Raw genomic sequence first — 23,375 nt, forward strand, 5'->3', positions numbered from 1 at the left:
AAGTTCAGCATGACGGCACGGATCACAGTTTAAAATAATCAATATAGTTCTGAAGGTCTTTGTCCCCACGCCCAGAAAGATTCATGACCACAATATCGTCCGGTTTGAATTTTCTTTGCTCCAAAATGGCCAATCCATGTGAGGATTCAATGGCTGGGATAATGCCCTCCAATTGACAAAGCGTCAAACCGGCAGTCATGGCTTCATCATCGGTAATGGAAATAAATTCCCCTCTACCCGATTTAAACAAATGGGCATGTAGGGGACCTACCCCGGGATAATCCAAGCCAGCGGATATGGAATAGGGTTCCGTAATCTGCCCATCAGAAGTTTGCATCAATAGCGTTTTGCTCCCATGGATAATCCCTACCTTGCCCAAGGCCGAAGTTGCGGCACTTTCTCCAGAATGAATTCCCTTTCCAGCGGCCTCCACAGCGATGATGCCCACTTCGGGCGAATCCAAAAAATGATAATAGGCGCCAGCGGCATTACTGCCTCCGCCTACACAGGCCACCACGTATTCTGGGTTTTCCCTGCCCTCTTTTTCCAAGAGTTGGGCTTTTATTTCCTCGGAAATCACGGATTGGAATCGGGCAACCATATCTGGATAGGGATGTGGCCCCACAACCGAGCCAATGATGTAGTGGGTATCCACCGGATTATTGATCCAATCCCTAATGGCCTCGTTGGTGGCATCCTTCAACGTTCGACTCCCCGATAAGGCAGGCCTTACCTCTGCTCCAAGCATCTTCATCCTGGCTACATTTGGGGCTTGCCTTGCTATATCCACTTCCCCCATGTATACCACACATTCAATTCCCATAAGGGCGCAAACCGTTGCGGTGGCCACTCCATGCTGGCCTGCCCCTGTTTCGGCAATTATCCGGTTTTTGCCCAACTTTTTGGCCATTAAAATCTGACCAATAGTGTTGTTCACCTTATGAGCTCCGGTATGGTTGAGGTCTTCCCGTTTCAAATATATCTTGGTATTGTATTTGTTGGATAAGCGCTCTGCAAAATACAGTGGGGTGGGGCGGCCCACATAGTCTTTCAGCAATTGGTGAAATTCTTCCTTAAAGGAAGGGTCCGCCATGATTTCCAGATAGTTCTGACGCAGTTCTTCGGTATTGGGATAGAGCATTTCCGGGATGTATGCTCCCCCAAATTCCCCATAGTATCCTTTTTCGTTGACGTGGTAACTCATATTTTTTTGTCATTCCTGCCCTGGCAGGGATCTTTTTAAGTTTGACTTTGATTTATAATGGATTCCGCATCAAGTACGGAAAGACAAATCTTTTTTAAACTCTTCTAGTTGTGTTATGTTTTTATGACCAGGTTCTATTTCAAATTTGCTATTAACATCTATGGCATGGCAATATTTTGAGGCAGGACTTGCCAAAAACCCTTTTAGATTTTCCATGGATTCCAATCCAATACCCCCACTTAAGAAATAAGGTTTTGTGGAAGGATATTCTTTAAGAATGGACCAATCGAAGGCATATCCGTTTCCTCCCGGGAGTTTTCCTTTGGTATCAAACAAAAAGAAATCACAGACTTCCTCATAAGGTTCCAAAATGGTGAAATCAAAAGAGTCTTTGATGGAGAAAACTTTGATAATTGTCAGGTCGAGCGAAGTCGAGACCTTGTTCTTTTCACTTCTCGACTGCGCTCGAAGTGACAGCTGGTTGTCCTGAACTTGTTTCGGAATCCCATTGGAATGAGATGCTGAATCCCCGCCTGCCGGACGGGCAGGAAGTTTAGCATGACGAAGTTCCTGACAGTATTTTGGACTCTCATTGCCATGGAGCTGAACACCATCCAAACTAAACGTTTCAACTTTTTTCAAAACATCTTCAATTTCAGCATCAACAAACACCCCAATTTTTTTAATGGTTCCTGGTAGCTCGGGCATTTCACCTTGAAAATAACGGGAGGAAGGTTCCCAAAAGATAAAACCCAGATAATCGGGCTGCAGTTGGGCCACCTCCGAAGGATTGAATTTCATGCCGCAAACTTTCAATTTCATGATTCAAGAGCTTTTATAAATGCCGTGGCATGTTCTCCAGGATTGTCGGTTTTCATAAAGTTCTCGCCAATTAGGAAGCCCCTATATCCGTATTGTTTTAGATCCTTGATGGCTTCAACGGAACTTATACCACTCTCGGAAACCTTTACAAAATCGTTGGGAATGAGCTTGGACAAATTCTTGCTCGTATCCAAACTCACCTCAAAAGTCTTTAGGTTACGATTATTGACCCCCAACATGTCCAAACTTGGTATAAGCGACTTTTGCAACTCTTCTTCATTGTGGACTTCCAAGAGCACATCCAAGTCTAAACTTTTGGCTGTTTCCGAAAGTTGTTTGATTTCATCCCGGGTTAGAACGGCAGCAATGAGCAAAATCACATCCGCACCATGGGCCCTGGCCTCCAGTAACTGGTATTCATCAATAATGAACTCCTTTCGCAAAAGGGGTAAAGAGGCGGATGATCGTGCCAATAACAAGTCATCCAAAGAACCACCAAAGTATTTGCCATCGGTTAAAACGGACATGCCACAGACCCCTGCTTGCTCATATCCAACGGCTACATCCTGAACGTTTAAATCTTGGTTGATCACCGATTTTGAAGGAGACCGCCGCTTGTGTTCTGCTATAATACCGGTAGCACTGTTTTTAAGCGCTTGGGCCAGTGAAACGGTGCTCCGCTCCATGAGAACAGATTGTTCCAATTGTACGGATGGAATCAAGGATTTTTTCAAAGCTACTTCCTTGCGTTTATCGGCTACTATTTTGTCTAAAATGTTCATATTCAGTGGCCATTCTGAGCGTAGTGAAGAATCTAATGAGACCCTCTCGACTGCGCTCGAGGTGACGTTAGTTTTTACTTAGTTCTTGTAACTTCTTCAATGCGTCCATTCCTTTTCCGCTTAAGAGTGACTCCTTGGCTTTTTCAAATCCTTCTTTTGGAGAAAGTTGTTCTACAGTGGCTATGGCTACCCCGGCATTGGCACAGACCACATTGTTTTGGGCTTCGGTTCCTTTTCCATTTAGAACATCCAGAAAAATTTGGGCCGATTCGGCGATATCTTCCCCTCCCGTGATTTGATCCTGGGAAATTTTGTCCACCCCAAAATCTGCAGGAGCCAACATGCCTTCAGAGTCATTGGAAATGGTTTTGGTTGCTCCAGTCAAGGAGATTTCGTCATATCCATCCAGCGCATGCAGCACAGTGAAATTCTTATCAGTGTTCTGATAAAGGTACCCATACATTCGAGCCAACTCTAAATTAAACACACCTACCATTTGGTTTTTTGGGAAAGCAGGATTCACCATGGGACCCAACATGTTGAAAAAGGTCTTTACGGCCAATTCCCTTCGGATGGGCGCCACATTTTTCATAGCTGGGTGAAACAAGGGAGCATGCAGCACGCAAATCCCAGCTTCATCAATAGATTTTCTAAGAAAATCAGCCTCATTACTGAACTTGATGCCCAAAAATTCCATCACGTTGCTACTTCCGCACTTGGAAGAAACTCCATAATTACCATGCTTGGTTACTTTTACTCCCGCACCTGCTGTTACAAAAGAGGCAAGGGTGGAAATATTGAACGTGTCTTTTCCGTCACCTCCCGTTCCGCAGAGATCTATGGGGTTATATTCCGCCAAATCCACCGCCAAGCACAATTCCAGGAGTGCATCCCTAAAACCTTCCAACTCTTCTATGGTGATGCTTCGCATCATATAAACGGTTAAAAAGGCCGCAATCTGGGAAGTGTTGTAATCCCCTTTGGCGATGTTGACCAAAATCTGCTTGGCATCTCCTTTTGGAAGAATTTCGTGATTTATTAATCGATTTAATGTTGCTTTCATTTTTTCTTTTTTGTCATGCCTGCGCAAGCAGGAATCTTTATCTATTCTCATGAATTCCCGTTTGCAAGGGAATGACTTTAGACTAGCCGTTGAGCCAATTTTTTAGCATTTGTTTTCCTTCCGGAGTCAACACGGACTCTGGATGAAACTGCACTGCCGTTACATCATATGTTTTATGCCTTAAAGACATGATTTGCCCATTTTCATCAACGGAGGTGGCTTCCAAGCTTTCAGGTAAATCGGGATGCACCACCCAAGAATGGTATCGGCCCACTTGGATTTGCTCTGGCATGTTTTGGAACAAAACACCTGGACTGGTTATCGTAATTTGGGTGGCAATTCCATGGTATACCTGATCCAAATTAACCAAAGTGCCTCCAAATACCTCTCCAATGGCCTGTTGTCCCAAACAGACCCCTAAAATTCGTTTTGTTGGGGCGTAGGTTTTGATGATATCCTTGAGCAAACCTGCTTCATCTGGGATTCCAGGTCCTGGGGAGAGCACAATTTCATCAAAAGCTTGTACTTCCTCCAATGTCAATTGATCATTTCGTTTTACGGTCACGTCGCAATCCAAATCCTCTAGATAGTGCACCAGATTATAGGTGAAACTATCGTAGTTGTCTATCATTAAAATCTTTCTGGCCATTTTTTAGATTGTTTCTGCAATTTCCAGCGCCTTGTTCAAAGCACCCAATTTGTTGTATGTTTCCTGAAGCTCCGTCTCGGGATCCGAAGCTGCTACCAAACCTGCGCCGGCTTGATAATGCAATTGATGGTTTTTGCTTAAAAAAGTTCGGATCATAATGGCATGGTTAAAATTGCCTTTAAAATCCATGAAACCAATGGCGCCTCCATAATAGGCCCTACTGGTTTTTTCATATTTTTCAATAAGTTGCATGGCCATATGCTTGGGAGCTCCACTCAAGGTTCCCGCGGGAAAGGTGTCTGCCACCACTTTCATGGTCGTGCTCTCTTTTTTCTTGAGCCCAGTGACCTTGGATACCAAATGAATCACATGGGAGAAGTACTGCACCTCCCGATAAGTTTCCACGTTCACCGTATTTCCATTTCTACTGAGGTCATTTCGAGCCAAATCCACCAGCATAACGTGTTCGCTGTTTTCCTTTTCATCCTGAGCCAGTTTTTTGGCCAATTCCGCATCTTTCTCATCATTTCCAGTTCTTTTATAGGTGCCCGCAATGGGATGGATTTCAGCTTTTCCGTCCTTAACGATCAATTGCGCTTCCGGCGAACTTCCAAAAATTTTGAAATCCCCATAATCAAAATAAAACAAGTAGGGGGAGGGGTTGATGGATCGCAGTGCCCTATAGACATTGAACTCGTCACCCTTAAACCCTTGCGAGAACCTTCGGGACAAAACCAATTGGAATACATCTCCCCGTTGGCAATGTTTTTTGGCCAAGGCCACATGTTCTATATATTCCTCATCTTTTAGGTTGGATAGAGCTGCTCCTTCCTTGGAAAAATTATAAGAGGCAAAGTTCCTTATCTTGAACAATTGCTCCAGCTCGTCCACATTACTTTCTGATTCGTAACAGTGGGCAAACAGGTAGGCTTCGTTCTTGAAATGGTTAATGGCGATGATGTTCTGGTAAACCGCATAGTAGATATCGGGAATTTGAATGGAATCCGCTTTGGACGTAACTTCAACATCCTCAAAATAGCGAACCGCATCATAGGCCATATACCCAAAAAGGCCATTGTTTATAAATTTAAAGCCATTGGTGGGGACTGAAAATCTTTGGCCAAAATTATGGATGACCTTGGTTACATCGGTATCTGGACCTATCTTGATTTCTTCCTTGCTTCCATCCGGAAAACGTTGGGTGATAATTTCATTTTGAACTTTGATGTAAGCTATCGGATTGCAACAGATATAGGAAAAACTGTTGTCGTTGGCATGGTAATCGCTACTTTCCAACAGAATACTGTTCGGAAATTTATCGCGAATTTTCAAATAAACGCTTACCGGGGTGATGGTATCTGCAAGAATCTGTTTAAAATGTGTTTCAAGTTTATAGGTCATTGTACCGTTATAAATTAAAAAAGGCCTGTCGTGATGACAAGCCTCTATATGATTACAATGGGGACTAGCTCACGACGTTTGACGTAAGTTGATCCACCACCAAGTATTTACTATTCTCAAATTCATTGCATCAAAGATAGAAATGAAATTGTAACTTCCAAATAATGTTTTGTGAAAATAAAAATCCCGTCCAAGACAAACTTGAACGGGATTTCCAAACACTAAACTAGCATTGACTACATCTGCAAATCAACCACTAAATCAAATTCGTCATAGATCAACTTGTCCTTTGCGGTACCAATAATACTTGACCCGTATTTTACGTCGTATTTGGTACGGTCAACTTTCAAATTGGCTGTAGCTTTATTACCATCAATGGATAAATCAAAACGAATGGATTTGGTAATCCCCTTAATGGTAAGGTTTCCAGTTACATCATAAAGCCCACCTTCATTTTGCTCAACTTTGGTAAATACCAAGGATGCTGTTGGATTTGAAGCTGTGGAAAAGAAATCGTCAGATTTCAGGTGTCCTTCCAATTTGCCCTTGTATTCGCCGGTCATATCGGTGTTGGTGATTGTAGTCATGTCCACTACAAATTCACCTCCTACCAATTGGTCTCCATCAAATTCCAATGCCCCGGACTTTAAACCAATGGTTCCTTCGTGGCCACCTCCTACTTTGTAAGCTTTCCAAACGATTTTACTTTCGCTCGTCTTTATTTCCTTCTTTTCGCCGTCAATAGGGTTGGCAAAGGCCGTTAGTCCAAATACAGTGGTCAAGGCCAAACTTAAAATTGTCTTTTTCATGATTGTGTTTTAATAATAATAATTAGGATTTATATATGGGTAAATAATTCTTCTTTTGATTTTCTTACTTTGGCGTAGTGTTGGGTCTCATCTTCCTCTGATCTGTAGCCAATAGGTAATACCACTGAGGCATTCAGGTCTTTTTCGTCCAAACCAAGAATTTCGTTGTAGGCCTTGGCTTCAAAACCTTCCATAGGGCAGGTATCGATTTTTAGCTCTGCCGCCGCCTGCATCAAATTTCCCAAGGCAATGTATACCTGCTTCATGGTCCAACTGCTTTTGACATTTACGGGAAGATCCAATAATTTGGATTTCATAAAATCCCCGTAACCCTTAAGACTTTCTTCTGGGATGTTTCTAGTGGAGCTTACGTTTTGTACATAGCTATCCAATAATTCTTCTCCAAAATCGGTTACATTGGCAAAGACGATTAAGTGGGATGCATCTGTAATCTGCGATTGTCCCCAAGAAACGGGCTTTAATTTTTCCCTTATTTCTGGGTCTGTGATTACAAATACGTGATAGGGCTGTAGGCCATAGGAAGAAGCGCTCAATCGGGTTGCTTCCAGAAGAAGTTCCAAATCTTGGTCGGAAACCTTCTTGTCAGGATCAAACTTTTTGGTGGCATATCGCCAGGTTCTGTTTTCCAGTATATTACTCATATTAAAATTTATCTAGAAGTGTATTAAAATTATCAAGGTCTTTGGAGGTAAAATTTTTTAAAACTTCAATTTCGGTTTGCTCCATTACCTTATCTATTTTCTTTAAAGCGGTTTTTCCCTCTTCTGTAATCATGATTTCCACCTTGCGGCGATTTTCAGGACAGGTGCGACGATCCACATAGCCTTTGAGAATGAGTTTGTCCACCAAACGGGTGGTGTTGCTCATTTTGGTTACCATACGTTCGTTAATTGTGGAAAGGTTGGCAGGCTTTCCCTTTTGTCCTCGCAGAATACGGAGCACATTAAATTGTTGTTCAGAAACATCATAGGGTTTTAACGCTATGGCGAATTGTTCCCTAACTTTATTGGCTACCAAGGCAAAGTGAATCATGGTTCGTGCCCTGATTGGTATTTTTATTTCTGTCTTTATGATTTCTTCAACATTCATGTTTCTACAACAATTGTATAGACAAATGTATGTGCTTTTATGAATAGGATGTTACTTTTAACAGATAATTTTTTGTTAAAAAATAAATGAAGGATTGGGCTTTGCCTAATTTTAATGTGTAAATATCAGCAAATGAAATACTTATTGTGCTCCAGTGTTTTTTTGGTTCTTTTGATTTCTGGATGTGGCAACAAAACAAAAAAGGATACCTCCATGTCCTCCAAGGAGGAAGACAATGTAGAAGCCCAAGCCCAAATTGATGAAAAGGTGAAATTTCCAGTGTATGATTTTGCCGGATTGGAACCTTTGTTATATAAAGATGATGGGAAAACCTATGTGGTCAACTTTTGGGCCACCTGGTGCAAACCTTGTTTAGAGGAGATGCCTTACTTTGAAAAAGTCAACGCGGAACGTAAAGTCGATGGGGTAGAAGTTATTTTGGTGAGCTTGGATATGCCTTCCATGTGGAAATCTAGGTTGGAGCCCTATGTGGAGAAGAAAGGATTACTATCTGAAGTAGTGATTTTGGATGACCCAGATCAGAACAGTTGGATTCCAAAAATTAATGAAGACTGGGATGGGGCCATCCCGGCAACCATTATTTATAAAGGAGACCAGCGGAAGTTTTACGGCCACGGTTTTACATATGAAGAGTTAACGGAAGCCGTGAACGGCTTTACCAAATAATAGGTCATGAAAACAATTCGGAATTTTGGATTTTTAGCACTTATAGTGTTAATGGGCGCATTTAGTGGACATACGGATTCTACTGAAGCAGGCTATGATATTGGGGATATGGCAACCGATTTTTCCTTAAAAAATGTGGATGGTTCCATGGTTTCCCTTTCTGATTTTGATACTGCCAAAGGCTTTTTGGTCATTTTTACCTGCAACACCTGCCCTTACGCTGTTAAGTATGAAGACCGGATTATCGCTTTGGACAAAAAGTACAAACCTTTGGGTGTTCCTGTAATAGCTATCAATCCCAACAATCCGTCCAAGCAACCGGGAGACAGTTTTGCCAAAATGCAACAAAGGGCAGCAGACAAAGGGTTTACTTTTCCCTATTTGTTGGATGAAGGTCAAAAAATCTTCCCACAATATGGGGCTACTCGAACCCCACATGTTTATGTGCTGGAAAAGACAACTACTGGAAATGTGGTACGGTATATCGGTGCCATAGATGATAACTACCAGGATGCAAATAAAGTGGAAGAAAAATTTGTGGAAAATGCTGTGGATGCCATGCTGGCCGGAAAAGAGATTGAGGTGACCAAGACACGAGCCTTGGGATGTCGTATAAAAGTCTAATTAAAAGAATAAAACGATTTAGATCCGGGGTTATGCTCCGGATTTTTATTTTTGCAGAGCTTAAACTCTTAAAGATGTCAGATTTATCACAAGAAGAATGGGAAGAGCAATTGGAAAATGATTCCAATGCCTTTGTTTTGGATGTACGAACCCCTGAAGAAGTGGAAGAAGGATACATTCCGGGAGCCACCAATATAGATATATACCTAGGTCAGGAATTTTTGGATGAAATTGAAAAATTGGATAAATCCAAAAATTACTATGTATACTGCAGATCAGGTAACCGAAGTGCCCAAGCTTGCGCTATTATGAACAGTGTTGGTATTGAAAATACCTATAACCTCGAGGGAGGTTTTATGAACTGGGAAGGTGAGGTAGCCGAGTAAGCATGCATTCCCATGAAATCATATCGGCATTGGAAAACAATGCGGGAGTTTTCAGGGAAACCTTATCGGGCTTACCTCCTCAAATGCTACTATGGAAGGCAAAACCTTCGGACTGGTGCATTTTAGGGATTATCTGTCATTTGGTGGATGAGGAAAAGGAAGATTTCAGGGCCCGCGTTAAGCATGCTTTGGAAACACCCACAAAATCTTTGGTGCCCATTGACCCTGAAGGGTGGTATACCCAACGTAACTATATGGAACAGGATTTTCAAGAGATATTACAATGCTTTTTAAGCGAAAGGGCCACGTCCATCAAATGGTTAAAGGGCTTGGAAAATGTCAATTGGGAAAGTTCCTTGGAGCATCCTGATTTGGGTAAGATATCGGCCCGTTCCTTTCTGCTGAACTGGCTGGCGCATGATTACCACCACATTCGGCAAATCAATAATCTAAAACATGCTTATTTAAAGCATTCTTCCGGGGATTCCCTGACCTATGCGGGAAAGTGGTAAACATTTTCCTATTTTAGTGGCATGAAGGAAGACCTACTCCATTTTATATGGAGGTGCGACAAGCTTCAAGGACAACCCCTCACCACAACAACCTCCCAAGACATTGTAATCAAAAATCCGGGTACATTAAATTTGTATGCCGGCCCTGATTTTTTTAATGCTTCGGTTGAGGTTGGCGGTCAGTTATGGGCTGGTAATGTGGAAATTCACCTCAAATCTTCAGATTGGTATGCGCACCACCATGAAACAGACAGAAACTATGACAATGTGATCCTCCATGTAGTTTGGGAGGACGATATTTCCATTTTTAGAAAGGATGGAACGATTATTCCCACCCTTGAACTTAAAAACTACATTGCACCCACGCTTTTAGAGAAATATCAAGAGCTATTTCAGCACTACAACCCATCATTTATCAATTGCGAACATGAATTTGGAAAATTTGACACCTTTATGGTGGAAAATTACCTGAACAGATTGTACATGGAACGTTTGGAGCAAAAATCAAAACTGATTTTGAATTTGCTCAAGCAATCCAACAATAATTGGGAAACTGTACTTTTTGTGCTGCTCACCAAGAATTTTGGCAGCAAGATCAATGGGGATTTCTTTTTTCAAAGGGCTTTGCAGCTTGACTTTTCAATCATAAGAAAGGAAAGTAGGGATGTTGGGGCTTTGGAAAGTTTATTTTTTGGCCATTTTGGCCTGTTGGAAGAGCAAGACTGCTCGGATGCGTATTTCCTACAGCTCAAAAGTGAATATCGGTATTTACAAAGAAAGTATCAGCTAGTCCCCTTGTTTGGCAAGCCGGAATTCTTTGGATTACGCCCGGCCAATTTTCCTACCATTAGATTGTCCCAACTCGCCAACTTATATGCTAAGCACCAGAATTTGTTTTCTACCTTGGTGGAAAAAGAAAGCGTAATGGATTTGTATAGTGTGTTGCAGATAGCGTCCAGCCCTTATTGGAACAACCACTACACCTTTGGTAAGCGTTCTGGAAATAGAACAAAGACATTATCAGAAACCTTTATGGACTTGCTTATCCTCAATACTTTGATACCTCTTAAATTCTGTTATGCAAAACATCTGGGGCAAGATTGGAGTGATAGTTTGATTGCGTTGGTATCCAACATTCCAGGAGAAACAAATTCCATTATAAAGAACTTTGCATCCCTGGGGTCCAAGAGCCGAAATGCTTTGGAAAGTCAAGCAAAAATTCAGCTGTAAACCAAGTACTGTTCTAAAAATAAGTGTTTGCAATGCAGCTTGGGTTCCCATTTATTGAATAGAAATACATAATTTTAGCGAGCTTAGGTTAACCTATGCTTTGCATATGACACAAGGGATATTTTTGCAAAGAGACTAAAATCATGGGCTTGTTTTACAACACACTTTACTTTTTCCAAAAAAGGGGATTCGAGGTTTGCCGCCGTATAGCCGAACGATTGGGTATCCGTGCAAGGGTGGTTCGTACCACCTTTATTTATTTAACCTTTGTAACCTTGGGTTTTGGTTTTGCCCTATACCTTTTTATTGCATTTTGGTTGAAGATCAAGGATTTGGTCTATACCAAACGAACCTCAGTTTTTGACCTTTAATATGATAAGATTACTGCGATCCAAAATAGTCTGGGCCATTAGTTTAATGGTACTTGTATTGCTTTTTGGGGTGGTGGGCTACAAATTCTTTTCAGATTTTACCTGGATAGAGGCCGTTTACATGACCATAATCACGGTGACCACGGTAGGTTTCTCAGAGGTGAGGCCTTTGGATGCCGATGCAAAGATTTTTACTGTATTTTTAATTGTAACCAGTGTTTTCATTTTTGGTTTTGCCTTATCGGTGATAACCGAATACCTGTTGGGAAGAAATTCACTTCAAATTTTAAAACGAAAAAAAGTGAAAAAACGAATAGATGCGCTTACAGACCATGTTGTGGTTTGTGGTTTTGGTAGAAACGGAATGCAAGCTGCAGAAAGACTTAAAGCGTACAATAAACCTTTTGTGGTTATAGAAAGGGATAAGGAAGTCATTGAACGCTATGAAGATGAGGTACTTTTTGTTGAAGGGGATGCCAATGAGGACGAAGTTTTGTTGGAGGCAGGGATTGAACGTGCGCAATATCTGATAACCGCGGTTCCGGATGATGCCGAAAACCTGTTTGTTGTGCTTACGGCTCGTCAGTTGAATGAAAAGCTTTTTATTATCAGCAGGGCTTCACAGGTAACTTCCCAGACCAAATTGCAGTTTGCCGGAGCGGACAAAGTGATCATGCCAGATAAGATTGGTGGCGACCATATGGCCTCTTTGGTGGTCATGCCCGATCTGATCACTTTTATGGATAAACTTTCCATGGAGGGCGAGCACACCACCAATCTGGAAGAAGTGGAAATTGAGGATTTTACGGATCAGGTGGACTGCAATTCCCTTCGCGATTTAGATTTGAGAAGAAGAACCGGATGTACCATAATTGGGTATATTGAACCCGATGGCAATTACATCATAAACCCAGAGGCAGATCTTCAATTGCAACCCAAGGGAAAAGTCATTGTTTTGGGTAGACCAGAGCAGATTAGGAAACTCAACCAAATGTTTCAGATAGGTTAGTTTTATAACTTTTAAATTTGATTCCGTTGAATTTTTTTAGGATATTGCCCACTTTACATCAAATTAACATACCAAACTTCATATCATGAAATACAGAATTCCTCTGTTTCTACTACTATTTCTACCGTTTTTATCAACTGCTCAAGAAAAAGGCCTGGACGAAAGGGTCAACGATGCATTTATGCCCTTTGCCACCTGGTGGGAAGGATTCGTACTTACGTCCATCCCAATAGGGGAGTACAACATGCCCTTGGTATTGATCTTATTGATTTTTGGTGCCACATTTTTCACTATTGTTTTCAAGTTTCCCAACATTTCCAAATTTGGTTTGGCCATAAACACAGTTCGTGGAAAGTATGATGAATTGGACCATCACAGTGCAGAAAAAACAGATTTGAATGTTGTTGACGGTGATGTTCATGGTACCATCAAGGATGAAAGCAAGGAAGGAGAGGTAAGTCACTTTCAAGCCTTGGCCACCGCAGTTTCTGGAACTGTTGGTCTGGGTAACATTGCAGGGGTAGCGGTAGCTATTGCCATTGGCGGACCAGGAGCAACCTTTTGGATGATTGTTTGCGGTCTCATTGGTATGTCAACCAAGTTTGTGGAATGTACCTTGGGTGTAAAATACAGGGATGTTGGTGAGGACGGAACTGTGTACGGAGGGCCTATGTACTACCTGTCCAAAGGACTTAAGGAAAGAGGATTCACAGGCCTTGGAAAAGTGTTGGCTGTCATATTTGCCATTTTATGCGTTGGAGCGTCCTTTGGAGGAGGAAATGCCTTTCAGTCCAATCAGGCGGCGGTGCAATTGTCAACTATGTTAAATCTTCAAGGTGGAGCCACTGGATTTGTAATCGGTGTTGTCTTGGCCATTTTGGTGGGTATTGTAATCATAGGAGGAATCAAGAAAATTGCCAGCGTAACGGAGAAGATAGTTCCCTTTATGGCCGGTGTATATGTATTGGCATCCTTGGTGATTATTTTTGCCAACATTGAATATATAGGAGACGCCTTCGGAATGATTTTCGCAGGAGCCTTCACTCCTGCAGCTGGTTTAGGAGGTATAGTGGGTGTGATCATTGTTGGATTCCAGAGAGCGGCTTTCTCCAATGAGGCAGGAGCCGGTTCCGCAGCCATTGCGCACTCCGCGGTTAAAACCAAATACCCGGCAAGTGAGGGTGTTGTTGCCCTTTTGGAGCCTTTTATTGATACCGTGGTGATTTGTACCATGACTGCCTTGGTCATCATCTTCTTTAATATGGATGCAGGAGCATTTGATTATGGAAATGCAGTAAACAGTACCGTTCTCATTACGGAGACCGGGGAATACGTTGGGGGTGTTGATTTGACCTCCATGGCATACGATTCTGTTATTCCAGGATTTAGATATGTATTGACTATCGCTATCATACTTTTTGCCTTCTCTACCATGATTTCTTGGTCTTACTACGGACTTCAATCTTGGAAATATCTTTTTGGAAGAGGTAGAAAAGCGGATACGGCCTACAAAGTATTGTTCTTGATCTTTGTTGTAATTGGTGCTGCGGCAACTCTCGATGCAGTTATCAAGTTCTCCGATGCCATGATTCTAGCCTTGGTATTCCCAAATATGATCGGGCTGTTGTTCTTGTTCCCAAGGGTAAGGGAAGAAATGGACAAATATGTGACCGACATCAAGAATTTTGTCAAGAGCAAGTAATCCACCACTTTGAAAAAACTTAAGTCCCACTTCAGATTCAATAAACAAGAACGGAGTGGGATTTTCTTTTTGTTGCTGCTGATTATTGTATTGCAAGGAGTGTACTTTTATGTCAGCTCTTCGTCCAATACGGAACCTTCCAAGTTTTTGGTTGATAATTTGGAGCAATCTTGGGTTGACAGTTTGCGGCATATCCAACAGCAGAAGCCTTCCTTTAAGTTATATCCATTCAATCCAAACTTTATCAAAGAATATAAAGGGTATACCTTGGGGATTGCCCCAGACGAACTGGATAGATTGTATGCCTTGAGAAAACAAGGCAAGTATGTGAACTCTGCTGAGGAATTTCAACGAGTCACCCTGGTTTCGGATTCCCTGCTTCTTCAGATAGCACCATATTTCAAATTTCCCAATTGGAATAATAGTGCTAAGTCAACCTTTACGAAGAAGCGCAATGCGTCCAATAGGGTGGAAATTCTGGATTTAAACAAAGCCACTGCCCAAGACCTCAAGAAGGTAAAGGGGATTGGTGACAAGTTATCTGCTCGCATTGTCAAGTTTAGAGACCGATTGGGTGGATTTTTGGTTGAGGAGCAACTTCATGATGTTTACGGGTTGGAGCCAGAGGTTGTTGAGCGCACCCTGAAGAAATTTAAGGTGTTGACCCTTCCCGAAATCCGAAAAGTGAATGTGAACACGGCAACAGTTGAGGAATTATCCCGTTTAATTTATATCAACCAAAGTTTGGCCCAGGAAATTGTTCAGTTTAGACAGGTAAACGGCTCCTTTAAATCCTTGGGTGATTTAGCCAAGGTGGAGACCTTTCCCAATGAAAGGATTGATAGAATTAAATTATATTTGACCCTATAAAATTTTGCGAATGGTGACGGATACTTTGTCCACGATGAACTTTGAATATTCAGAGACCCAGAAGATGGTTGCTGAGGCTGCACGCGAATTTGCGCAGCAGTACATTCAACCTTATGTAATGGAATGGGATGAGAAACAGACGTTTCCCATAGAGGTGTTTAAAAAGGCTGGGGAGCTGGGCTTCATGGGCGTGTTGGTACCGGAAGAACTTGGAGGTTCAGGACTTGGGTATCATGAATACGTTGCCATTTTGGAAGAGATTTCCAAAGTGGATCCTGCTATTGGACTTTCCGTCGCTGCCCATAACTCCTTATGCACCAATCATATTCTTTCTTTTGGGAATGATGAACAAAAGCAACGATGGATTCCTAAATTGGCAACAGCCGAGTGGCTGGGTGCCTGGGGCTTGACAGAGCATAATACTGGTTCAGATGCGGGGGGAATGAATACTACAGCGGTAAAGGATGGGGATTTTTGGATACTCAATGGTGCCAAGAACTTCATCACCCATGGAATAAGTGGGGATGTTGCTGTTGTCATTGCCCGTACTGGTGAAAAAGGAGATAGCAGGGGGATGACGGCTTTTGCTGTTGAAAAAGGCACTCCTGGGTTTAGTAGCGGTAAGAAAGAAGATAAGTTGGGAATGCGGGCCAGTGAAACGGCTGAGCTCATTTTCTCTGATTGCAGGATTCCGGATGAAAACCGTTTGGGGGAGATCGGGGAAGGGTTCATTCAATCCATGAAGGTCTTGGACGGTGGAAGAATTTCTATTGGAGCACTATCACTTGGGGTGGCCAAAGGGTCTTATGAAGCCGCATTGAAATATTCCAAAGAGCGGGTGCAATTTGGAAAGCCTATCAGTGAATTTCAAGGGATATCCTTTAAGCTGGCAGATATGGCTACCGAGATTGAAGCCTCGGAGTTATTGTTGCACAAGGCAGCGTTTCTAAAAAATGAAGGCAAACCTGTGACCAAATTAGGGGCCATGTGCAAGATGTATGCCTCTGAGGTCTGTGTGAAAGCGGCCAACGAAGCGGTACAGATTCATGGTGGATATGGGTATACCAAGGATTTTCCTGTGGAGAAGTTCTATAGGGATGCCAAGCTTTGTACCATTGGAGAGGGGACTACCGAAATCCAGAAAGTGGTTATTTCAAGAAATATCCTCAAGTAATTTGTTCAATTCTATTTATTAGCAGTATATTTGCACTCCAAAATCTAAAAGAGAGGAGGTTGTAGCCCATGTTAATTATACCAGTAAAAGAAGGAGAAAACATCGATAGAGCTTTAAAGCGTTTCAAGCGTAAGTTTGATAAGACAGGTACCATGCGTCAATTGCGTAAAAGACAGCAATTTACAAAGCCTTCTGTAAAGCGTAGAGCCGAAATTCAAAAAGCTCAATATATACAAGGACTAAGAGATCAAGAGGAAATCTAGAATCTTATTCCCGAACCATATAGAATCCCGTTGCAAAACATTGTAACGGGATTTTTGTTTTTAAATGTAATTGCATTGGGTAACTTTGATTTATGCAGCTGTCCGCTTTCATATCATATCTAAGGCTGGAGAAAAATTATTCGGAGCATACCATAACCGCTTATCAAAAGGATATTGTGGAGTTTTCGGATTTTTGTCGGGACACCTACGAGATAACTTCTATAGATAATGTGGAGTACACTATTATAAGAAGTTGGATTGTTGACCTGGTGGGCAAAGGGATCTCCAATCGTACCGTAAATAGAAAGATATCGTCTTTACGGGCCTACTATAGATTTCTACAAAAGATAGGACGGCTAAATGTCTCTCCCCTGACAAAACATAGGGCACTTAAGACCAATAAAAAGGTGGAAGTGCCTTTTTCCGAGCAAGAAATGGAGAAAATATTGTTGGAAATACCTTTTAAAGACGATTTTGAAGGGGTTAGGGACAAGCTGATTATTGAATTGCTCTACGCAACGGGTGTCCGTAGGGCAGAGCTGGTCAATTTAAAGTGTACAGATTTCAGTGCTGCCAACCAAACCCTTAAAGTACTGGGTAAAAGAAATAAAGAAAGATTGTTGCCGCTTTTACCGGCCACGGTACAGATGCTCCAGGACTATTTGGGGCTGCGCAGCCAGCTTAATTCCGTTACAGACGGGACTTACCTTTTTTTGACGAAAGCAGGTCTTAAAATTTATGAAACACTTGTTTATCGTACCATAAATAAGTATTTTAGTTTGGTATCTCCTAAGGTGAAAAAGAGCCCTCATATACTCAGGCACACCTTTGCAACGCACTTGCTAAATAGGGGAGCAGATTTGAATTCCGTTAAGGAATTATTGGGGCATTCCAGTTTGGCGTCTACGCAAGTGTACACACACAACAGTATAGCCGAACTCAAAAAGGTTCACTTGAACGCCCATCCCAGAAACAAGAAATAGTGGATTTCTTGAAATGTTTAACCAAGTTGCCCTGGGCAACCCTAAAAACTAAATCTTATGAAAGTAAATGCACAATCGGTAAATTTTGACGCGGATGCCAAGCTATTGGATTTCATTCAAAAACGAATGGATAAGCTGGATGTTTTTTATGATAAGGTTATAGGTTCCGATGTGTATTTGAAAGTGGAAAATACAAGCGCAAAGGAAAATAAGATTGTGGAGATCAAGTTGTTGGTGCCCCGGGATAAAATCATTGTGAAAAAGCAATGCAAATCTTTTGAGGAAGCTGTGGATTCTGCCTGTAGTTCTTTGGAAAGACAATTGGTGAAAAAGAAAGAGAAAATGAGGGCAAAAGCTTGATGAAAATTTTTGAAAATTTATTTTGATTAAAAAAATAAATATATACATTTGCAGTCCGTTAGAAATAGCGGACTTTTTTTATGTAAAAAAGGCTCTAAAAAGCCGATATAGCTCAGCTGGCTAGAGCAGCTGATTTGTAATCAGCAGGTCGTGGGTTCGAGTCCCTCTATCGGCTCGTAAGTTACTGAAAATAAGGCGGGGAGATACTCAAGCGGCCAACGAGGACAGACTGTAAATCTGTTGGTTTTCACCTTCGCAGGTTCGAATCCTGCTCTCCCCACAACAAACTTGAGGGGGCATTTGTCAAAAGTTTACTTTTGTAAGAATGTAAATGAAAGTTTAAAGTTCAATTCCAACTTGTGTTGGGATTTAAGTTGAAATATTGAATACCATTGGATGTAAAATCCATAAATGCGGGAGTAGCTCAGTTGGTAGAGCGTCAGCCTTCCAAGCTGAATGTCGCCGGTTCGAACCCGGTCTCCCGCTCTAAAGTCATTCCTGCACTTATACTGAGCCTAGTCGAAGTGAAAGCAGGAATCTCTTCCTTTAGTTTTTAAAGGTAGTTGATTCAACACTTTACGCCGGTGTAGCTCAGGGGTAGAGCGTTTCCTTGGTAAGGAAGAGGTCACGGGTTCAAATCCCGTCATTGGCTCAAAAAAATGAAATGCTATTGGTGAAGCCAAAATGTTTTGGTTCCACCGGGGGGAAGTGACCTAGGGTCGCGCCTGTTCCGAACTTGTTTCGGGAGGTTCAAATCCCGTCATTGGCTCAAAACGATTTGTACACTAATATAAACTAAGATTAAAATTATTTAAAATGGCAAAGGAAACTTTTGATCGTTCCAAACCGCACTTAAATATTGGTACTATTGGCCACGTGGATCACGGAAAAACTACGTTGACCGCTGCTATTACTACCGTATTGGCAAACGCGGGCTTGTCAGAGCTTAGAAGCTTTGATTCAATTGATAATGCTCCTGAAGAAAAAGAAAGGGGTATTACCATCAACACGTCTCACGTAGAGTATCAAACAGAAAACCGTCACTACGCCCACGTTGACTGTCCGGGTCACGCGGATTACGTAAAGAACATGGTTACTGGTGCTGCGCAAATGGACGGTGCCATCTTGGTTGTTGCTGCAACTGATGGGCCTATGCCACAAACTCGTGAGCACATCCTTCTTGGACGTCAGGTAGGTATTCCAAGAATAGTTGTTTTCTTGAACAAAGTTGACATGGTTGACGATGAGGAGCTTTTGGAACTTGTTGAGATGGAAGTAAGAGAATTGCTTTCTTTCTACGAGTACGATGGTGACAACGGACCTGTTATCTCTGGTTCTGCCCTAGGTGCACTTAACGGTGAGCAAAAGTGGGTAGACACCGTAATGGAGTTGATGGCTGCTGTTGATGAGTGGATTGAGCTTCCTAAAAGAGATGTTGATAAAGATTTCTTGATGCCTGTAGAAGACGTATTCACCATTACTGGTCGTGGTACTGTTGCTACTGGTCGTATCGAAACAGGTGTTGCCAATACAGGTGATGCTGTTGATATTATTGGTATGGGCGCTGAGAAACTTTCTTCCACTATCACCGGGGTAGAGATGTTCCGTAAGATTTTGGATAGAGGTGAAGCTGGTGATAACGTAGGTATCCTTTTGAGAGGTATTGAAAAATCCGACATCAAAAGAGGTATGGTAATCTGTAAGCCAGGTTCCGTTAAGCCACACGCTAAATTCAAAGCTGAGGTTTATATCCTTAAGAAAGAAGAAGGTGGTCGTCACACACCATTCCACAACAACTACCGTCCTCAGTTCTACGTAAGAACAACTGACGTAACAGGAAACATCAACCTTCCTGATGGAGTTGAAATGGTAATGCCGGGTGATAACTTGACCATTACAGTTGATTTGATCCAGCCAATCGCATTGAGCGTAGGTCTACGTTTCGCTATCCGTGAAGGTGGTAGAACTGTAGGAGCTGGTCAGGTTACTGAGATCCTAGATTAATCATATTACAATAAATATTGCACTAAAGGGTGTCCCGATAAATCGGGATACCTTTCAGTGTAAATATAAACGGGTGTAGCTCAGTTGGTAGAGCACTGGTCTCCAAAACCAGGTGTCGGGAGTTCGAGTCTCTCCTCCCGTGCAAAGCGGAAAAGACAAAAAAGTATGCGAGACGAGAGCATTGACCCTATAGGAAATCTCTCCGAAGCCTGTGCTGAGCGCAGTCGAAGCATACTGAGAAAATACAAATACACTATGTTCACTTACATTAAGGAATCTTTTGAAGAATTAAAGAGTAACGTTACGTGGTTAGACAGGGAAAAAGCATCCAATCTAATGGTGATTGTGGCGGTTTTTTCAATCTTGTTTGCATTGGCCACTTGGGGAGTGGATTCCCTGTTCAGTAAGTTGATCCGTTTGTATTTTGATAACATAATAGGATAGTTGGGTATGTCTGAGGTTCTGGAGAAAAAATGGTACGTAGTAAGGGCTGTTAGTGGTCAAGAGAACAAAATCAAAGGCTACATTGAAAGTGAAGTGGAGCGCAATGGTTTTGGGGATTACTTGGAAGAAGTTCTTGTGCCTACCGAAAAAGTTGTACAGATCCGTAACGGGAAAAAAATCAACAAAGAAAGGGTTTACTTTCCTGGATATATCATGATCAAGGCCAATTTAGGTGGGGAAATGGTGCACATCATTCGCTCCATTACCAATGTAATTGGCTTTTTGGGAGAAACCAAAGGTGGGGATCCAGTTCCACTAAGAAAAGCAGAGGTGAACCGCATGCTTGGAAAAGTGGATGAGTTGGCCGTGAACACGGACAATGTGGCCATTCCTTTCGTTTTGGGTGAAACTATCAAAGTAATTGATGGTCCTTTCAACGGTTTCAACGGAACGGTTGAGAAGATTAATGAAGAGAAGCGTAAGCTTGAGGTGATGGTGAAAATTTTCGGAAGAAAAACACCATTGGAGCTTAGCTATATGCAAGTAGAGAAAGTATAGATTCGAGATGGATGGAACCAAGAAACAAGACAGTGAGCAGTCTTGAATCTTGTCTATAAAGGTCTTGACTCTCAAAAATAAAATAGAGCTGTTACATATATAAAGTTGTGTTGCTTCCAATTAACACACTTTCATTTTAATTAAAAACAATGGCAAAAGAAGTAGATAAGGTAGTTAAATTACAAGTTAGGGGAGGTGCTGCGAATCCATCGCCACCGGTTGGACCCGCCTTAGGTGCTGCTGGTGTTAACATTATGGAGTTCTGTAAGCAGTTTAATGCGCGTACACAGGACAAGCCCGGTAAAGTATTACCAGTTGTTATCACCGTTTACAAAGACAAATCGTTTGAGTTTGTTGTAAAAACACCACCCGCGGCAGTTCAATTGTTGGAAGCAGCTAAGATTAAAAAAGGATCTGGCGAACCTAACAGGGTTAAATCAGGTAGTGTATCCTGGGATCAGGTAAAAGCAATCGCTGAAGACAAAATGGTCGATTTGAATGCATTTACCGTAGAATCTGCAATGAGTATGGTTGCGGGTACTGCAAGATCTATGGGGCTTAAAGTAGCTGGTAAAAGACCTTTTTAAAATCTTAAAGCAATTTAATAATGGCAAGATTGACTAAAAAGCAGAAAGAAGCCCATTCCAAAATAGACAAGAACAAGCTCTATTCTTTGGAAGAGGCATCAGCTTTAGTAAAAGAAATAACCAATGTAAAGTTTGACGCTTCCATTGACCTTGCAGTTCGTTTGGGTGTAGACCCAAGAAAAGCAAACCAAATGGTACGTGGCGTAGTTACCCTTCCTCATGGAACCGGTAAAGACGTAAAGGTTTTGGCATTGGTGACCCCGGATAAGGAAGCAGAAGCTAAGGAAGCTGGTGCTGACTTTGTTGGGTTGGATGAATATTTGGATAAAATCAAAGGCGGTTGGACTGATGTTGATGTAATCATCACCATGCCAAGCGTAATGGGTAAACTAGGTCCTTTAGGTAGAGTTTTGGGACCAAGAGGTTTAATGCCCAATCCAAAGACCGGTACTGTAACCATGGATGTGGCAAAAGCTGTATCTGATGTGAAGGCCGGTAAAATTGATTTTAAAGTGGACAAAACCGGTATTGTACACGCAGCAATTGGAAAAGCTTCCTTTTCCGCTGATAAAATTGCAGGAAACGCCAAGGAATTGATAGATACTTTGGTAAAAATGAAGCCTGCTGCTGCAAAAGGTGTTTATATGAAGAGCATCTACTTGTCCAGTACCATGAGTCCTAGTGTTCAATTAGATCCTAAAGCAGTTTCATAACTGGTAGTTCAATATTTATAACGATGACAAGAGAAGAAAAAGCAACCGTAATCGAAGATTTGACTGCACAGTTAGCTGAGAACGCCAATATTTATTTGGCAGATATCTCAGGTTTGGATGCCGTAGCCACTTCTAACCTTAGAAGAGCTTGTTTTAAGGCAAACATTAAACTTGCGGTCGTAAAGAACACCTTGCTTGCAAAAGCAATGGAAGCTTCTGATAAGGAATTTGGAGAACTTCCCGAAGTATTGAAAGGGAATACCTCCATGATGTTTTCCGAAACCGGGAACGCACCTGCGAAACTTATCAAGAACTTTAGAAAAAAATCAGATAAACCGGTATTGAAAGGTGCTTTCATTGAGGAAGCTGTTTATATCGGGGATGAAAACCTTGAGGCACTTGTAAATATCAAGTCCAAAGAGGAAGTTATTGGGGATATTATCGGATTGTTGCAATCACCGGCCAAGAATGTTATTTCTGGGCTTAAATCTGGTGGCGGAAAACTTGCCGGTATCCTTAAGACCTTATCTGAGAAAGAATAATTCGCGCACAATTAACTAAGTATATTTTAAAAATTTTATTTAAACGATAGAAAAATGGCAGATTTAAAAGATTTTGCAGAACAGTTGGTTAACCTAACAGTAAAAGAGGTAAACGAGTTGGCCGACATATTAAAAGAAGAATACGGTATTGAGCCTGCTGCTGCTGCAGTAGCCGTCGCTGGTGGTGCTGCCGCTGGTGGTGGTGAAGGTGAGGCTGCTGAGGAGAAGTCAGAATTTGACGTGATCCTTAAAGCTGCCGGTGCTTCCAAATTGGCTGTTGTTAAACTTGTAAAAGAGTTGACCGGTCTTGGATTGAAAGATGCTAAGGACATCGTTGACAGCGCTCCTAAAGCTGTTAAGGAAGGTGTTGCCAAAGATGAGGCAGAAGGTATCAAGAAATCATTGGAAGAAGCTGGAGCAGAAGTTGAGCTTAAATAATAGCTTTTACCATACAAGTTTGGTTAAGGTCTTTCCATTTTAATGGTTAGGCCTTAGCCTCTTTTAATAAGGAGTGTA

29 protein-coding genes and 5 tRNA genes are annotated in these 23,375 nt (G+C 41.9%); 25 read left to right on the plus strand and 9 right to left on the minus strand.

Annotated elements, in window-relative coordinates; genetic code table 11:
• Positions 1–22 precede the first annotated feature (22 nt).
• From trpB to ACO6S0_RS02855, 9 genes are all read right to left on the minus strand, one after another.
• Positions 23–1,204, minus strand: coding sequence for a tryptophan synthase subunit beta (trpB, locus tag ACO6S0_RS02815; RefSeq protein WP_422350521.1), 1,182 nt, complete (start codon positions 1,202–1,204; stop codon positions 23–25).
• A 69-nt stretch (positions 1,205–1,273) separates the two neighbouring features.
• Positions 1,274–2,026 (minus strand): phosphoribosylanthranilate isomerase, encoded by a 753-nt coding sequence (locus ACO6S0_RS02820; protein WP_422350522.1) that lies wholly within the window; start codon positions 2,024–2,026, stop codon positions 1,274–1,276.
• On the minus strand, positions 2,023–2,808 hold the full coding sequence (gene trpC, locus ACO6S0_RS02825; RefSeq protein WP_422350523.1) for an indole-3-glycerol phosphate synthase TrpC: 786 nt from the start codon (positions 2,806–2,808) through the stop codon (positions 2,023–2,025). The genes ACO6S0_RS02820 and trpC overlap by 4 nt, the downstream gene beginning before the upstream one ends.
• A 67-nt stretch (positions 2,809–2,875) precedes the next feature.
• Positions 2,876–3,871, minus strand: coding sequence for an anthranilate phosphoribosyltransferase (gene trpD / locus ACO6S0_RS02830; protein ID WP_422350524.1), 996 nt, complete (start codon positions 3,869–3,871; stop codon positions 2,876–2,878).
• Between the two features lie 82 nt (positions 3,872–3,953).
• On the minus strand, positions 3,954–4,520 hold the full coding sequence (locus ACO6S0_RS02835) for an anthranilate synthase component II (protein WP_422350525.1): 567 nt from the start codon (positions 4,518–4,520) through the stop codon (positions 3,954–3,956).
• Between the two features lie 3 nt (positions 4,521–4,523).
• A complete protein-coding gene (locus tag ACO6S0_RS02840) occupies positions 4,524–5,921 on the minus strand; it encodes an anthranilate synthase component I family protein (RefSeq protein ID WP_422350526.1) in 1,398 nt (465 codons plus the stop codon).
• Between the two features lie 236 nt (positions 5,922–6,157).
• Positions 6,158–6,730: a YceI family protein gene (locus ACO6S0_RS02845; RefSeq protein ID WP_422350527.1), complete on the minus strand. Its 573-nt coding sequence runs from the start codon at positions 6,728–6,730 to the stop codon at positions 6,158–6,160.
• 29 nt (positions 6,731–6,759) lie between these two features.
• Positions 6,760–7,392: an NAD(P)H-dependent oxidoreductase gene (locus ACO6S0_RS02850; protein ID WP_420398974.1), complete on the minus strand. Its 633-nt coding sequence runs from the start codon at positions 7,390–7,392 to the stop codon at positions 6,760–6,762.
• Position 7,393: 1 nt separating this feature from the next.
• Positions 7,394–7,840 carry a MarR family winged helix-turn-helix transcriptional regulator gene (locus ACO6S0_RS02855; protein ID WP_422350528.1) on the minus strand — a complete coding sequence of 149 codons (447 nt, stop codon included), beginning with the start codon at positions 7,838–7,840 and terminating at the stop codon, positions 7,394–7,396.
• A 132-nt stretch (positions 7,841–7,972) separates the two neighbouring features.
• Between ACO6S0_RS02855 and ACO6S0_RS02860 the strand changes: the two genes are divergently transcribed.
• The 25 genes from ACO6S0_RS02860 (at position 7,973) to rplL (ending at position 23,297) form a co-directional block, all read left to right on the plus strand.
• Complete coding sequence (locus tag ACO6S0_RS02860) at positions 7,973–8,527, plus strand: TlpA disulfide reductase family protein (protein WP_422350529.1); 555 nt, start codon at positions 7,973–7,975, stop codon at positions 8,525–8,527.
• A 6-nt stretch (positions 8,528–8,533) separates the two neighbouring features.
• On the plus strand, positions 8,534–9,151 hold the full coding sequence (locus ACO6S0_RS02865) for a thioredoxin family protein (RefSeq protein WP_422350530.1): 618 nt from the start codon (positions 8,534–8,536) through the stop codon (positions 9,149–9,151).
• A 74-nt stretch (positions 9,152–9,225) separates the two neighbouring features.
• Positions 9,226–9,537 carry a rhodanese-like domain-containing protein gene (locus tag ACO6S0_RS02870; RefSeq protein WP_422350531.1) on the plus strand — a complete coding sequence of 104 codons (312 nt, stop codon included), beginning with the start codon at positions 9,226–9,228 and terminating at the stop codon, positions 9,535–9,537.
• Positions 9,538–9,539: 2 nt separating this feature from the next.
• On the plus strand, positions 9,540–10,049 hold the full coding sequence (locus ACO6S0_RS02875; RefSeq protein ID WP_422350532.1) for a DinB family protein: 510 nt from the start codon (positions 9,540–9,542) through the stop codon (positions 10,047–10,049).
• A gap of 21 nt (positions 10,050–10,070) precedes the next feature.
• Entirely contained in the window at positions 10,071–11,279 is a 1,209-nt protein-coding gene (locus ACO6S0_RS02880; protein ID WP_422350533.1) for a DUF2851 family protein, read from the plus strand.
• Between the two features lie 143 nt (positions 11,280–11,422).
• Complete coding sequence (locus ACO6S0_RS02885; protein ID WP_138839391.1) at positions 11,423–11,650, plus strand: PspC domain-containing protein; 228 nt, start codon at positions 11,423–11,425, stop codon at positions 11,648–11,650.
• 1 nt (position 11,651) lies between these two features.
• Positions 11,652–12,659 (plus strand): potassium channel family protein, encoded by a 1,008-nt coding sequence (locus ACO6S0_RS02890; protein ID WP_422350534.1) that lies wholly within the window; start codon positions 11,652–11,654, stop codon positions 12,657–12,659.
• Between the two features lie 85 nt (positions 12,660–12,744).
• Positions 12,745–14,361: an alanine/glycine:cation symporter family protein gene (locus ACO6S0_RS02895; protein ID WP_422350535.1), complete on the plus strand. Its 1,617-nt coding sequence runs from the start codon at positions 12,745–12,747 to the stop codon at positions 14,359–14,361.
• 9 nt (positions 14,362–14,370) lie between these two features.
• Positions 14,371–15,231 carry a ComEA family DNA-binding protein gene (locus ACO6S0_RS02900; protein WP_422350536.1) on the plus strand — a complete coding sequence of 287 codons (861 nt, stop codon included), beginning with the start codon at positions 14,371–14,373 and terminating at the stop codon, positions 15,229–15,231.
• 34 nt (positions 15,232–15,265) lie between these two features.
• Entirely contained in the window at positions 15,266–16,405 is a 1,140-nt protein-coding gene (locus ACO6S0_RS02905; protein ID WP_422351788.1) for an acyl-CoA dehydrogenase family protein, read from the plus strand.
• Between the two features lie 68 nt (positions 16,406–16,473).
• The gene (gene rpsU, locus ACO6S0_RS02910) at positions 16,474–16,668 is read left to right on the plus strand and encodes a 30S ribosomal protein S21 (protein WP_073181465.1); all 195 of its coding nucleotides are present in this window, start codon (positions 16,474–16,476) and stop codon (positions 16,666–16,668) included.
• A 92-nt stretch (positions 16,669–16,760) separates the two neighbouring features.
• Positions 16,761–17,651: a tyrosine-type recombinase/integrase gene (locus ACO6S0_RS02915; protein WP_422350537.1), complete on the plus strand. Its 891-nt coding sequence runs from the start codon at positions 16,761–16,763 to the stop codon at positions 17,649–17,651.
• A gap of 57 nt (positions 17,652–17,708) precedes the next feature.
• Positions 17,709–18,011: a ribosome hibernation-promoting factor, HPF/YfiA family gene (hpf, locus tag ACO6S0_RS02920; RefSeq protein WP_138839381.1), complete on the plus strand. Its 303-nt coding sequence runs from the start codon at positions 17,709–17,711 to the stop codon at positions 18,009–18,011.
• 101 nt (positions 18,012–18,112) lie between these two features.
• Positions 18,113–18,186, plus strand: a tRNA-Thr gene (locus ACO6S0_RS02925).
• Between the two features lie 22 nt (positions 18,187–18,208).
• Positions 18,209–18,291, plus strand: a tRNA-Tyr gene (locus tag ACO6S0_RS02930).
• A gap of 133 nt (positions 18,292–18,424) precedes the next feature.
• Positions 18,425–18,497, plus strand: a tRNA-Gly gene (locus tag ACO6S0_RS02935).
• A 94-nt stretch (positions 18,498–18,591) separates the two neighbouring features.
• Positions 18,592–18,663 (plus strand) — tRNA-Thr (locus ACO6S0_RS02940).
• Positions 18,664–18,827: 164 nt separating this feature from the next.
• On the plus strand, positions 18,828–20,015 hold the full coding sequence (gene tuf / locus ACO6S0_RS02945) for an elongation factor Tu (protein WP_422350538.1): 1,188 nt from the start codon (positions 18,828–18,830) through the stop codon (positions 20,013–20,015).
• A gap of 69 nt (positions 20,016–20,084) precedes the next feature.
• Positions 20,085–20,157 (plus strand) — tRNA-Trp (locus tag ACO6S0_RS02950).
• A gap of 113 nt (positions 20,158–20,270) precedes the next feature.
• Entirely contained in the window at positions 20,271–20,459 is a 189-nt protein-coding gene (secE, locus tag ACO6S0_RS02955; RefSeq protein ID WP_138839377.1) for a preprotein translocase subunit SecE, read from the plus strand.
• Positions 20,460–20,465: 6 nt separating this feature from the next.
• Positions 20,466–21,017, plus strand: a complete 552-nt coding sequence (nusG, locus tag ACO6S0_RS02960) for a transcription termination/antitermination protein NusG (protein ID WP_138839375.1) — start codon at positions 20,466–20,468, stop codon at positions 21,015–21,017.
• A gap of 149 nt (positions 21,018–21,166) precedes the next feature.
• Entirely contained in the window at positions 21,167–21,604 is a 438-nt protein-coding gene (gene rplK / locus ACO6S0_RS02965; protein ID WP_073181477.1) for a 50S ribosomal protein L11, read from the plus strand.
• Positions 21,605–21,624: 20 nt separating this feature from the next.
• Complete coding sequence (rplA, locus tag ACO6S0_RS02970; RefSeq protein WP_422350539.1) at positions 21,625–22,317, plus strand: 50S ribosomal protein L1; 693 nt, start codon at positions 21,625–21,627, stop codon at positions 22,315–22,317.
• Between the two features lie 23 nt (positions 22,318–22,340).
• Positions 22,341–22,859 (plus strand): 50S ribosomal protein L10, encoded by a 519-nt coding sequence (gene rplJ / locus ACO6S0_RS02975; RefSeq protein ID WP_422350540.1) that lies wholly within the window; start codon positions 22,341–22,343, stop codon positions 22,857–22,859.
• Positions 22,860–22,913: 54 nt separating this feature from the next.
• Positions 22,914–23,297, plus strand: a complete 384-nt coding sequence (gene rplL / locus ACO6S0_RS02980) for a 50S ribosomal protein L7/L12 (RefSeq protein WP_422350541.1) — start codon at positions 22,914–22,916, stop codon at positions 23,295–23,297.
• Positions 23,298–23,375: the final 78 nt, after the last annotated feature.

It is taken from the genome of Flagellimonas sp. (assembly GCF_965233845.1).
In the GTDB taxonomy this organism is placed as follows: domain Bacteria; phylum Bacteroidota; class Bacteroidia; order Flavobacteriales; family Flavobacteriaceae; genus Flagellimonas.